The 12,449-nt window shown below is 71.5% G+C and carries 9 protein-coding genes; 4 read left to right on the plus strand and 5 right to left on the minus strand.

What is annotated here, in order from left to right:
* Window positions 1-94 precede the first annotated feature (94 nt).
* The 4 genes from CA12_RS17375 to CA12_RS17390 all read left to right on the plus strand — a co-directional run bounded on the left by CA12_RS17375 (window position 95) and on the right by CA12_RS17390 (window position 7,042).
* The gene (locus CA12_RS17375) at window positions 95-1,327 is read left to right on the plus strand and encodes a hypothetical protein (protein WP_145360270.1); all 1,233 of its coding nucleotides are present in this window, start codon (window positions 95-97) and stop codon (window positions 1,325-1,327) included.
* A 197-nt stretch (window positions 1,328-1,524) separates the two neighbouring features.
* Entirely contained in the window at window positions 1,525-2,616 is a 1,092-nt protein-coding gene (locus CA12_RS17380; RefSeq protein WP_145360271.1) for a hypothetical protein, read from the plus strand.
* Window positions 2,617-2,650: 34 nt separating this feature from the next.
* A complete protein-coding gene (locus tag CA12_RS17385; protein WP_145360272.1) occupies window positions 2,651-3,925 on the plus strand; it encodes a hypothetical protein in 1,275 nt (424 codons plus the stop codon).
* A gap of 48 nt (window positions 3,926-3,973) precedes the next feature.
* On the plus strand, window positions 3,974-7,042 hold the full coding sequence (locus CA12_RS17390; RefSeq protein WP_145360273.1) for a PVC-type heme-binding CxxCH protein: 3,069 nt from the start codon (window positions 3,974-3,976) through the stop codon (window positions 7,040-7,042).
* Between the two features lie 76 nt (window positions 7,043-7,118).
* On the opposite strand, the gene CA12_RS17395 is transcribed toward CA12_RS17390, so the two are convergent.
* The 5 genes from CA12_RS17395 to nadD all read right to left on the minus strand — a co-directional run bounded on the left by CA12_RS17395 (window position 7,119) and on the right by nadD (window position 12,304).
* Window positions 7,119-7,817, minus strand: a complete 699-nt coding sequence (locus CA12_RS17395) for an ABC transporter ATP-binding protein (protein WP_242687989.1) — start codon at window positions 7,815-7,817, stop codon at window positions 7,119-7,121.
* Window positions 7,810-9,201 carry an ABC transporter permease gene (locus CA12_RS17400; RefSeq protein WP_145360274.1) on the minus strand — a complete coding sequence of 464 codons (1,392 nt, stop codon included), beginning with the start codon at window positions 9,199-9,201 and terminating at the stop codon, window positions 7,810-7,812. Before CA12_RS17400 ends, CA12_RS17395 begins: the two co-directional genes overlap by 8 nt.
* 119 nt (window positions 9,202-9,320) lie before the next feature.
* Window positions 9,321-9,815 carry a DinB family protein gene (locus CA12_RS17405; protein WP_145360275.1) on the minus strand — a complete coding sequence of 165 codons (495 nt, stop codon included), beginning with the start codon at window positions 9,813-9,815 and terminating at the stop codon, window positions 9,321-9,323.
* The gene (htpG, locus tag CA12_RS17410; RefSeq protein ID WP_145360276.1) at window positions 9,815-11,707 is read right to left on the minus strand and encodes a molecular chaperone HtpG; all 1,893 of its coding nucleotides are present in this window, start codon (window positions 11,705-11,707) and stop codon (window positions 9,815-9,817) included. The genes CA12_RS17405 and htpG overlap by 1 nt, the downstream gene beginning before the upstream one ends.
* Before the next feature lie 15 nt (window positions 11,708-11,722).
* A complete protein-coding gene (gene nadD / locus CA12_RS17415) occupies window positions 11,723-12,304 on the minus strand; it encodes a nicotinate-nucleotide adenylyltransferase (RefSeq protein ID WP_145360277.1) in 582 nt (193 codons plus the stop codon).
* Window positions 12,305-12,449 lie beyond the last annotated feature (145 nt).

Raw genomic sequence — 12,449 nt, forward strand, 5'->3', positions numbered from 1 at the left:
CCGCCGCTCGGCGGGTTCCGCCGTTCCGCTCACGCCCCCGCGGCCGATCGCCCGTCCCGCCCCGATCGAGTTCGCCTGTCCGCACTGCCGGGCGGTGCTGCGCGCCCCGCACGACGCCGCGGGCGCGCTGGGGGACTGCCCGCACTGCGAGAAGGAGATCCGGATCCCCGGCGGCGCCGTCGTGGAGCCGGACGATCCGCTGGGCTTCATCCCGGTGGGCGCCCCGCTGGATCACGACGCGGTGGAGGCGGCGATCGAACAGTCCGCCCCCGCGCGGACCGTGCCTGGGATCGCGGCGCCCGACGTCGCCGCCCCCGCCGCGGGTTCGCCCGGCGGGGTGGTGTTCGAGTCGTCTGACGGGGCGGCCGCGCCGGTGACGTTCGCCTCGGCGGACGAAGACGAGGGAACGCCCGAGGCCGGCGCCGCCCCGGCGACGATCACGAAGCCGGCCCGCGGCCGCCGGCGCCGCGGGAAGCGGGGCAGCCCCGTGCTGGCGGGGTTGGTGCTGCTCGTCCTGTTCGGCGGGATCGGCGGCGCCGGGTGGGTGATGTACGAGCGCCTAGCCGGCGGCGGGGTCGAGAGCGTCGCCGCGGAGGCCGTGGCCGCCGACGCGGCGCCGCCGGCCTACTTCCTCCCGCCGGATCCGGTCAGTCAGCAGGCATTGCGAACGGTCGAGTTGGGGGTGCCGTTTGTCAGCCCGGTGCTCGAAGTGCGTTTGACGGGTACGAGCCGGCGCGGCGGGGGCGGGGCGGGGGCGCCCGACCCGGACGCCGGCGGGATGGCCGACCGCCGCGGCATGACCGACGCCCGCCCGGCCGACAACGCCCCGCCGGCCGACGACATAGCGGCCGGCGAGGACGAAGCGGCCCCCGCGGGCCCGGCCGCGGCGAACGTGCCGGCGGGGGCAATCCTGGTGACGGTTCGCCCCGGCGACGCCGGCCGACTGGTGCGGGCGCCGGCCCTGCGGGAGCGGCCGGAGGTGAAGGCCTGGCTGGAGGCGAACGCCAAGCTGTACGGCGACAAACAGATCGCCTTCACAGAGGCTCGGGCGGCGTTCTTCGCCGCCGTGGCGGCCGGCGAGGACACCTCGGGGTTCCGGGACTCCGTCGCCCTCAACGCCGCGACGGATGTGACGGGCTGGAGCGTCGAAGCCGTCGCCGACAGTCGCGTCGTGCCCTGCTGCCGGGAGACCTCGAGCGGCGACCTCTACTTCTGCATCCCCCGGACCGCGACCGCCTTCACGATCCGCGGCCGCACCATCCCTGGCCTCGGTTCGGAGTTCCCGTTCACCTACGGCGCCCCGGTCGACGCCCCGCCGGGCGACTGACGCGGGTACGCTGGGCGGCGTTCCATCGGAGATCGCCGCCGTGTTCGCCCTCGCCTACCTCCCCGCCCTGATCACCGGGGGGCTGCTGATCTGGATCGCGGCCCGCACCCGCACCTGGTACCTCGCCGGAACGTTCGGGGCGGTGGTCGTCTGGGCGACGTTCGTTTCGCTGTTCGTTCCGGGCCGCGACGGGGGGGGTGGGGTTTTTACTCGCCGCGGCCTGCGGCATCGGCGTGGCCTGCCTGCGGGGGGCCGGGGTCTCCGCGAACCGGGCCGCCGCGATCGCTGCGGCGGCGCTGGTGGCAGGATGTGCGGCGGACGCCGGCTACTACTACGTCTCCAGCTACCGGCCGTGGGCCGCTGCGGTGGCCGGGTGGCGTGCAGACCACCCGCCGGTCCCGCGGTCGGAACTGCTGCCGCGGTTGGAACCGGTCGTGGAGCAGTCCCCGCCCCTTCGCAACCGGTCCGGCGATCAGGCGGAGTGGGAGACGCATTTTGAGAACGAGAAGGCCCCGTTTTGGGCTAGGTCCGATCGTCCCGGCGGCGAGCGGCGGGCCTACATGCACCGCCTGCACACGGTGCACACCGACTTCGCGGCCCGCTTCGCGGAGCGGATGGAGTTCGGCGTCGTGCGGATGCGCCCCATGACCCGACGGCTCCTGCGATTCGAAGACTTGCCGGCCGAACCGAAAGGCGAGCGCATCCAACAACCCCGCGGCGGCCTCAGCCGGCTGCCCAGCGGAGACGCGGCGCCGATGGACAGCGTCCTGCGGGACGCCGTCGCCGCGTGGCATCTCGACCGCGGCATCGACTTCGCCAACGAGGGCGGCTTCGGCGCCTTCGGCACGCCGGGCGATGAATGGGACGACCCGCTGCCGGCGGACTACGAGGGTGGGGAGGGACCGTTCCTGATCGGCTTCCGCTCGCACGCGGCCCAGACGACGCCGAAGGACGGCCCGCTGCCCGGGTGGGAGCTGACGGGTTTCGAACTGATCGGGCTGATCCTGCATGAGCGGCCGGTCGCCTATCAGTCCGACTACCTGCCGATCGCCGGGCCGGAGTCGCCCAGCGCCGTGCGGGAACTGACGCCGTTCGAGTCCGCCGCGCTGGAGCGGCTGGCGGCGGGGGAGTGGGTCGTGGGCGAGACTGACGCGGACCGCCTGAGGGCCGTCGGCGCCCTCCCCGCGGCCAAGGCCTGCGCCGACTGCCACGACGTGCCGGTCGGCCGGCTGCTGGGGGCGTTGAGTTACGAGTTCGTCACTGAAACGTCCGTCGGCGCCGCCGAGTAGCATCGAACGACCGTCCCCCGCCGAGCGGTTCGCCGTGACACTCGCCCTGTTCTATTACGCCGCACTCACCGTCCCGACGGGGGCGGCCGCGCTGCTCGGGCTGGGACCCGACGAGCCGCTGCGGTGGCGCTGGGCGGGGGCCCTGGCACTGGCGTGGGCGGGCTTCGCGGCCCTATGGATGCCGATCTCTCCGCAGTTCAGTCCCGCCCCGCTGGTGCATTTCCTGCCGGGGGCGGCGTTGCTAGTGGTCACGCTGGGACGTCGCCTCTCAAACCGCGCGGCGGCCGCGGGGCTGGCGGGGGCGCTGGTGACAACGGTCTGCCTGCTCGACGTGTGGACCTTCGATCGCACCGTGTACCGGCCCTGGAAGACCTGGGCGGACGCCGCCCGCGTCGCCTACGCCCCGATCCCGTGGGGGGACCGGCTCCCGGAGACGGGACGGGGCCGCGGACGTATCCCAGTGGGCTCGAACGCTGGCTGGAACGAGACATTCGCCGAGGCGAAGTCGCAGGCCTACCCGGACGTGGACTCCACCGGCAGCGCCCCGAAGCGGGCGTTGGCGAGCCTGCACGGCCTGCACGACGAGTTCGCCGCCCGGTTTGTCGTGGAGCAGGGCTTCGGCCTGTTCCGCGTGGCGCACTGGCAGGCGTTCGGGCCGGAGGAACTTGGCGAGCCCCGCGATCGGCCCCCGATCCCGCAGCCGTCGCCCGAGCCGATGGGCGACGACCGACCCGCGGCCGCGGCGCTGCTCGCCGGTTTGGGAGACGAAGCGGACCCGCACGGGTTGCTGGCGTGGCACGTCGACCGCGGCGTCGACTTCGCGAACGCCTCCGGCTGGGGCGTGACCGGCCGCGCTCCGGGCTATCCGTATGACGAGGTCGCGGTGCCGGGCTCCCTGACGGGACAGGAGGGGCCGTTCCTGATCGGCTTCCGCCCCCACGCAATGCGGTCCGAGCCGCCGCCGCTGGCGGGGTGGTCCCTGCGGCGGGTGGAACTGATCGGCCTGGTTCTGAACGACGAACCAGTCGCCTACCCCTCCGAGAACCTGCCGCGGATGGTCGCCGGCGGGGAGCGGGAAACGCGGCCGCTGACCGCGTTCGAAGCCGCCGCGCTGCCGAAGCTGGCGGCGGGGGAGTGGGTCGTGGCCGCAGAGGAGAGCGATCGGTTGCGGGCCGTGGGGGCGTTGCCCGCCGCCGCAGCCTGTGCGGAATGTCATGGGGTGGAGAAAGGACGGCTGCTGGGCGCCCTAAGCTACGACTTCGCCCGCGGGGCCGCGGCGGGGGGATCTGCGGATGCTGTTCCGAAATGACGCCGCCCTTTACCCTGCCGGCCGCCGCTCCCATCAACTGTCGTCGCCATGTCGCCGCTTCGTTTTTCCGCCGTCCCGGCGGCCGTCCTCGCGCTGCTGACCGTCGCCGCTGAGGCGACCGCGGCGGACTTCCCCTACGCGGGATTGCCGGCGGAGCAGGCCGCCGCGGTGATGCGGTTGCCGGAGGGCTTCAAGGTCGTCCCGTTCGCCGCGGAGCCGGACGTGACGCAGCCGATTGCGATGGCGATCGACCACCGCGGCCGGCTGTGGGTCGCGGAGGGGCACAGCTACCCGGTGAAGCGGAAGCCGGGCGAAGGCAAGGACCGCATCCTGATCTTCGAAGACACTGACGGCGACGGCCGCCACGACACCCGCAAGGTGTTCGCCGACGGGCTGAACCTGGTCAGCGGGCTGGAAGTCGGCTTCGGCGGGGTCTTCGTCGGGCAGGCGCCGGAACTGCTGTTCTTCGCCGACGCCGACGGCGACGACGTGCCGGACGGCGAACCGGAGGTGTTGCTCGACGGCTGGCACTACGAGGACACGCACGAAACGCTCAACTCCTTCATCTGGGGCCCGGACGGCTGGCTGTACGGCTGCCACGGGGTGTTCACGCATTCCCGCGTCGGCCCGCCGGGGACGCCGGACGAGCAGCGGGTGCCGATCAACGCCGGCATCTGGCGGTATCACCCGACCAGCGGGGCCTTCGAGGTGTTCGCCCACGGCACCAGCAATCCGTGGGGCGTGGACTTCGACGAGCACGGCCAGAGCTTCCTGACCTGCTGCGTGATCCCGCACCTGTTCCACGTGATTCCCGGCGCCCGCTACTTCCGGCAGGCCGGGCGGCATTTCGATCCTCACGTCTACGAAGACATCCCCACGATCGCCAAGCACCGGCACTTCGTCGGGCACCAGTGGACCGAGGCGGATAAGAATGCCAGCCTCGACACCGGCGGCGGCCACGCCCACGCCGGGGCGATGATCTACCAGGGCGACGCCTGGCCGCAGCAGTACGCCGGCGCCCTGCTGATGAACAACATCCATGGCGCCCGGTTGAACGCGGACTCTCTCACGCCCTCCGGCAGCGGGTTCGTCGGCGATCGGCTGCCGGACTTCTGTCTGACGGACGACCTCGCCAGCCAGATGCTCTACCTGCGCAGCGGGCCGGACGGGAACGTCCTCGTGATCGACTGGTACGACACGTCTCAGTGCCACCATACGAACATCGAAGGGCATCAGCGTTCCAACGGCCGGATCTGGAAGATCGTCTATGACACTCCCCTAACGCCGAGGCCCCGCGGGGCCTCGGCGTTAGATAGAGCTTCGACCGAAGAGCTCGTCGTGCTGCTGACGCACCCGAACGTCTGGCACCGCCGGCACGCCCAGCGGGCGTTGCAGGAGCGGAACGATCCGGCGACGGGCGCGCTGCTCGCCCCGCTGCTCGGGCACGCCAACCCGCTGACCCGACTGCGGGGCCTCTGGGCCGCCGCGGCGACCGCCACGCTGACGGGCGAACACCTCGACGCCGCGCTGACCGACGCTGATCCCAATGTGCGGCTGTGGGGCGTGCGGCTGGTCGCCCAGTCGCGGCCGGCCCTGCCAATGAGCGCCGGCGTGCCGCGGGCGATCGGCGACCTGCCCCCGCTGCCGGCCTTCGGCGATCGGCTGGAGGCGCTCGTTCAGATGGCCCAAACCGACCCCGCCGCCCCAGTGCGGTTGGAACTGGCGTCGCTCGCCCAGCGGCTCCCGCTGGAGGAACGCGGCGATCTGCTGGCGGCGCTGCTGGCCCGGGGGGAGGACGCCGGGGATCACAACCTGCCGCTGATGGCCTGGTATGCCTTCGAACCGCTGGTGCCGGCGAACCCGGAGGCGGCGCTGAAGGTCGCTCTCGCCGGCGAGTTGCCGACGGTCCGCCGGCTGACGCTCCGCCGAGTCGGGGAACTGGGGACGCCGGCGTCGCGGGAGGCACTGGTCACGGCGGCCGCGAACGCCGCCGCCGCGGGGCAGGACGACCGGGCGCTAGAGGCCCTCGCCGGGCTCTCCGGGGCGATCGCCGGCCGCAAGGTCGAGTGCCCCGCCGGTTGGGCAGACGCCGTCGCGGCCCTGCGGACGAGCAGAAACGAAACGGTGCGGGATCAGGCAGTCGGCTTCGACTATCGCTTCGGCAACCCGGCCGCGGGTGAGGAGCGCCGGGCGACGGTGACGGACGCCGCCGCCTCGGTCGACCGCCGCCGGGCGGCCCTGGCCGATCTGCTGGACGTGCCGTCGGACGATCTGGCGATCTTCCTCCGCCGGCTGATCTCCGCCGAGCCGGCCGCCCCGCTGACCCCGGATCTGATCCGCGGACTGGGCCGCGCCGACAGCCCGGAAAACCCGCCGTTCTTGCGGCAGTACCTTCCGCGGTTCGACCCCGCCGGCCGCCGGGCGGCACTGTCCGTGCTCGTTTCCCGCCCGGCCGGCGCCGAGGCCCTGCTGAACGCGATGGCCGAGGGCGAAGTCCCGACCGCCGACCTCACCGCCGACCTCGCCCGGCAGTTGCGGAACCTTGGGGACGACGCCCTCACCGCCCGCCTCGCCGAGGTGTGGGGCACCGTCGCGGAGACGGACGAAGAGCGGGCGAAACTGATCGTGCAGTACAAACGGAAGCTCAGCGCCGGCGACAACAGCAGCGACGTGACGCCCGACCGCGTCGCCGGCAAGGCCCTGTTCACGAAGACCTGCGGGCAGTGCCACGAACTGTTCGGCGAGGGCGGCAAGGTCGGCCCCGGCCTGACCGGTTCAAACCGGCGGGATCTCGATTACCTCCTGTCCAACATCGTCGCCCCCTCGTCGGTGATGGCGAAGGACTACCGACCGACCGTCCTGCTGACCGACGGCGGGCAGGTGCACACCGGCCTGATCCAGGCGGAGACGGACGCGGCGATCACCCTCGCCACCGCGGACGGCGAGGTCGTGGTGCCGACCGCCAGCGTGCTCGAACGGATGGAGAGCGATACCTCCATGATGCCGGACGGGCTGCTCAACCCACTGTCCACGCAGCAGGTCCGCGACCTCGTCGCCTACCTCCGCGGCGACGGCCCGGTGACCGGCGTGGTCCCGGGGTCCGCCGGCGGGGAGTGAGCGGCCCGCGCGGCAAGAGCGCCAGCGTCCCGGACCCTCCAAGGGGCCGGGACGCTCCGCTTAAGGAACCGCCGATTCAGCTCACGATGCGGCCGTCGCGGATCTGGAAGACGAGGTCGCCCTCCGTCACCAGGCCGCGGTCGTGGGTGACGACGACTACCGTCGTCCCGCCGGCGGCGTGCAGGCGGCGGAGTTCGGCGAAGATCTCCGCCCCGGTTTCGCTGTCCAACTCGCCGGTCGGTTCGTCGGCGAGCACGATCTGCGGGTTCTTCAGCAGGGCCCGGGCAATCGCGACCCGCTGCTGTTCGCCGCCGGAGAGCTGGTGCGGGCGGTGGTCGAGCCGGTCGCCCAGCCCCACCTGGTTCAGCAGGCTCACGGCCCGCTCCCGCAGTTCGGCGGAGACGCCGCGGGGCAGGAACGGGACGAGCACGTTGTCGACCGCGTCGAGGTTCCCCAGCAGGTTGAACGCCTGAAAGATGAACCCCACCCGTTCCCGGCGGAAGGCGTCGCGCTCCGCGTCGGAGAAGCCGGACAGGGGGCGGCCGTCGATGGCGATCTCGCCGCCGGACAGGTCGTCCAGCCCGCCGATCAGGTAGAGCAGGGAACTCTTCCCGCTGCCCGACGGGCCGAGCAGAAAGGCGAATGAGCCAGCGGGGATGTCTGCGGTGACGCCCCGCAAGGCGTGCACCTCGGTTTGCCCCCGCTGGTGCGTCTTGACGACGTCGCGGAGGGCGATGGCGCCGGGGCGGGGCGGAGGGGCGGAGGGCTCAACCACGGCGGATGGCGTCCATTGGCTGCATCCGCATCGCCCACAGGGCCGGATACAGGCCGCCGAGGGTGCCGACGACCGTGCTGAACGCCACGGCGAAGCTCAGCAGCCCCGGCCCGGCGTACAGGTTCAGGCGGTCGGGAAAAGTCACATTGAGGATCTCGGTGGCGGCCCAGCCGAAGGCCGCCCCCAGCAGGCCGCCGACGACGCCGAGGATCAGGCTTTCCGAGCAGATCAGCTGCACCACATCCCGCTTCCCCCAGCCGTTCGCCTTGAGGATGCCGAACTCGATGATCCGCTCGGAGACGCTCATCAGCATGGTGTTCACCACCCCGAAGACGGCGATCAGTACGCCGGTCGCCCCGAGGATCTGCAGGAACAGATCGAGGTCCGCGGTGAAGCTGTCGAACTGTTCGAGCCACTCGTCCATCGTCCGCAATTCGACCGGGTCCCGCCGTTCCCCCCCAGCGGCCGTGGGGGCGGCGCCCAGGGAGTCGAACAGCTGGGCGTAGTCGGGCTCCGGCAGCGGCTTGCCCCGCGCGGCGGCGTCGAGCGAGTTGAACAGCGTCGTGAAGTCCGGCGCCGGGCCGGGGCCGTCGGCGTCGCTCTGCGCGTCCGCGTCGAAGGCGCCGTCGAGCGACGCCCCGCCCCCGCCGAGCGCCAACAGACTGGACGGCCGCCAATCGGTGGTGCGTTCGTCCCGCAGGGCGTCGAGGATGCGGCCCTTCAACTCGGCCGGCTCGACCCCCGGATCGCCCTCGATGTAGTAGTTCGAGACCGAGTTCGGGTCAAACCGCGTGACCTGCCGCATCGTCGGCAGGTCCATCAGGATCGCCGCGTCGAGGAACAGGCTGCCCACTTCGTAAGCCCCAACGATTTCGCATTCGATCCCGTCGACGATCAGCGTGTCGCCCACCTGCTTGCCGTGCTCCTCCAGAATCGGGGCGGCCACGTAGACGTGGGTGGTGCCGAGGTCGGATTCGTTTAGGAACCGCCCGGCGGTCAGGGCTTCGCGGTAGACGCCGTTCCGTAGTTGATTCCGCTCGACGATGCTGGTGCCCAGCAGAAACCGCGGGGGGGAGACGACGGTTTTGCCCTCGATCACGTTCGCCCGGTTCCAGACGTCCGTGACGACGGTCTCCACGCCGGAGACGGCGGCGATCTGCGGTTCCCAGTGCGCGGGCAACCGGGAGAGCAGCGGCACCGGAGCGCCGGGCTGGATCGCGGTGAGGCCGTCCACCTTGCCGAAGGCGTCCTGGGCGGCGGCCTCCAATCCGCCCTTCACCCCGAAAAGGCCGACCATCCCCGCGATGGCCACGGTCAGACCCGCCAGCGCCAGCGCGGAGCGGGCCGGACGGCTCAGCAGGTTGCGAAACGCGAAGCCGAACACGCGGGCGGGGGCGCTCGTTGGGTGACACGGAGAACAGCCGGGGGCGGGAAGGGTAGACGCCCGGCCCCGCGGAACAACTGACGGCGTCGGCTCGTCGGAACCGACTCACCGGCGCCGAATCAGTCCGGCCAGCAGCCGAGGGCCTTTCGCACCGTCACCGCCTGCCCGACGTGGTACGCCTGGTGGTCCAAGGCGATGGTCGCCGTCCGCAGCCAGGTGTGCGGCTCGCCGTCCGGCCCGGCGGCGTGGGGGAAGGGGGCGAGCAGGTCGCGGTCCGCCAGCAATCCGCAGAGTTCTTCCCGATCGGTGAGGAAGCGGGCGAGGGCGGCGTCGTAGGCCTGATCGTCCGGCGGCTCCGGCCGCGTCGGCCAGTAGCCGTCCGGGTGCGGCGGCGAGACGTGCCCCGGCCGTTCGCTGTAGTCGATCAGGTCCCGCTGGGCGATCCGCAGGTGTTCGAGCAGTTGCCAGAGGGAATGGTCGAACCGATCCAGCAGCCGACCCTGCACGCCGCAAGCGACGTCGCCGAACGCTCGCTCCGCGCCGCAGTGGGCGTGCCCGCCGCGGAGGCTCCAAGCCAGGTGGGCGGCGAGATCGGTGTGCGTGGCGGCGGCCATCAGAGGATCACGCTCGACTTCGCCCCGGCGGCCTCGGCCATGAACTGCTCGGCGCGGGCGGCCAGTTCGGTCGGGTCGGGAACCATGCCGCTCATCAGCAGGGCATTGTCGAACAGTTGCCGGCCGCACTTCTTGATGAAGTCCCCGTTCTGATCGTTCACCGACAGGTCCGCCAACCGGCGGATCAGCGGGTGGCGGGGGTTCACCTCCAGGATGCGCTTGAGCGGCTTGAAGTTCTTGTCGCCAGCTCCCAGCACGCTTTGTAGCTGCGGGGAGAGGCCGCCGCCGGGGGTCACCAGCCGGCAGGGGCTGCCAGTCAGCTTGTCGGTCTGACGGACCTCCTCCGTCTCCTCGCCCAAGGCGTCGCGGAACAGGCCCAGCACCGCCTCCAACCCCGCCGGGGCGGCCGGTTCGGGGCGGTCGTCTTTCTCGTCCTCGCTCTCGGGCAGCGGGGGCAGGTCGGCCTCGGCGCTCTCCACGGAGACGAACGCCTTGCCGTCGTACTCGCCGAGCGTATTGAGCACGATCTCGTCCACCGGATCAGTCAGCAACAACACGTTGAGCCCCCGGGCGGTGAAGGCCTCGAGCGTCGGCCGCCGCTTGACCGCCTCGGCGTTGCGGCCGCCGACGTGGAAGATCTGGGTCTGGCCCTCCTTCATCCCCTCGACGTAGGCCTGCAGGCCGGACATCTCGTCCGGAGCGTCGATCGTGCGGAACCGCAGCAGCTCGCCGATCTTGCCGCGGTTCGGGCCGTCCGTCGCCACGCCCTCCCGCAGGGTCGAGCCGAACTGCTCGTAGAATTCCGCGTAGACCTTGGGTTCGCTCTCCGCCAGCTTGGCGAGATGGCCGAGCACCTTGCTGGTGAGGACCCGGCGGATCTTCAGGAAGACCGTGTCGTCCTGGAGGGCCTGCCGGGAGACGTTCAGCGGCAGGTCGCTGCTGTCGACCAGTCCGTACAGGAACCGCAGGTACTCCGGCAGCAGGTCGTCGCAGTCGCTTTGCACCAGCACCCGGCGGGCGCACAGGTGCAGGCCGTGCTCCGCCCGGCCGAGGCCCATCCGCTCCGGGTTCAGCGGCGGGCAGTACAGGATCGCCTTGATTTCCAGCGGCGAATCCAGCGAGAGGTGCAGATTCCACAGCGGATTCGCCCCGACCTGCCCGGACAGGTAGCCGAAGAACTGCCGGTGCTGCTCCGCGGTGACGCTGCCCTTCGGCTCCACCCAGACCGGCGGCTGATCGTTGACGTGCAGCGTCTCCCCGTCGGCCCCGGCCAGATGGATCGGGTGCGGCACGAAGCTGCTGTATTTCTTGAGGACGTACTCGACCCGTTGCGGGTCGGCGAAGTCCTTGGCGTCGTCGCGGAGGTGCAGGACGACCTCCGTGCCTCGCTCCGGCGGGGCGGCGTCGCCGCTGAGTTCGTCGATCGTGAACGACCCCGTGCCGGCGCTGGTCCACCGCCAGCCGGCCTGCTCGGTATAGCTGCGGGTGCGGACCTCGACCGTCTCCGCCAGCATGAAGGCGGCGTAGAAGCCCACGCCGAACTGCCCGATGAGGCTGTTGGCGTCCGCGCCTTCAAGCCCCTTCGAAAACCCTTCCGTCCCGCTGCGGGCGATCGTGCCGAGGTTCTCGATCAGGTCGTCGTGGGTCATGCCCACGCCGTTGTCGGCGATCGTCAGCGTGTTCGCGGCGGCGTCCGGGGTGACGGTGATCTGCAGACCGTCCGACGCCGGCAGGCCCTCCTCCCGCAAACTCAGCAGGCGGTACTTATCGAGCGCGTCGCTGGCGTTGGAGACCAGCTCGCGGACCGCCACCTCGCGGTTCTGATAGAGGCTCTGCGACAGCAAGCGCAGGAGCTTGGCGATGTCGGACTGAAATGCGTGCGTTTCGGCCATGAACGGAAGGCAGGATCAGATGCGGTAAAGATACTTGTCGTGCAGATAGGCGATCACCGCCGCCGGCGTGCGGTAGCGCAGGCTCAGCCCCTCGGCGGCCCGACGCCGCAGGTCGGTCGCGGAGAGGTCGCAGGCCGGCATCGCCACGAAGCGGACGCGATTTGATTCGATCCCGGGCGGCACGACGGCCGGCACGTCGCCCCGGTTCACGGCGACGATCGTCGCCAGGTCCAGCACCCGCCCCGGCTCCCTCCAGGCGGGCAGGTCCGCCAGGGCATCGGCGCCCATCAGGAAGAACAGCTCGGCGTCGGGGTTCTCGGCGGCGACCTCGGCGAGGGTGTCCACGGCGAAACTCGGCCCGCCCCGCTTCACCTCCCGCCGATCGACGGCGAACGCCGGGTTCCCGCTGATCGCGAACTGCACCATCTCGCAGCGCTGCGGCCCGTCGGCGATCGGCCCATTCTCCTTCAGCGGGTTCGAGGCGGCGGGGAGAAAGCGGACCTCGTCCAGTTCCAACTCCTCCCGGCAAACCTCTGCCAGCAGCAGATGGCCGAGGTGGATCGGGTCGAAGGTGCCGCCGAACAGACCGATGCGCATGAGCTTCTGGGGACGGCGAGCGGCGGGGCGTCAGCCCCCCCGTGCGGTGACGCCGTGCGGCGAGCCGGGGGGAAGCACAAATCCTGTCACGATCACCGCTTCCGTCAACCGTGCCGCGACGGGGTTGCGGGTGTTGTGTCTATGT

Origin of the sequence: Alienimonas californiensis, from assembly GCF_007743815.1 — a bacterium.
Lineage (GTDB): Bacteria > Planctomycetota > Planctomycetia > Planctomycetales > Planctomycetaceae > Alienimonas > Alienimonas californiensis.

Excerpts from the sequence above, each read along its gene's own strand:
- CA12_RS17390 (WP_145360273.1), top strand. The coding sequence starts at position 3,974 with ATGTCGCCGCTTCGTTTTTCCGCCGTCCCGGCGGCCGTCCTCGCGCTG.
- CA12_RS17405 (WP_145360275.1), bottom strand. The coding sequence starts at position 9,815 with ATGGCCGCCGCCACGCACACCGATCTCGCCGCCCACCTGGCTTGGAGC.
- htpG (WP_145360276.1), bottom strand. The coding sequence starts at position 11,707 with ATGGCCGAAACGCACGCATTTCAGTCCGACATCGCCAAGCTCCTGCGC.
- nadD (WP_145360277.1), bottom strand. The coding sequence starts at position 12,304 with ATGCGCATCGGTCTGTTCGGCGGCACCTTCGACCCGATCCACCTCGGC.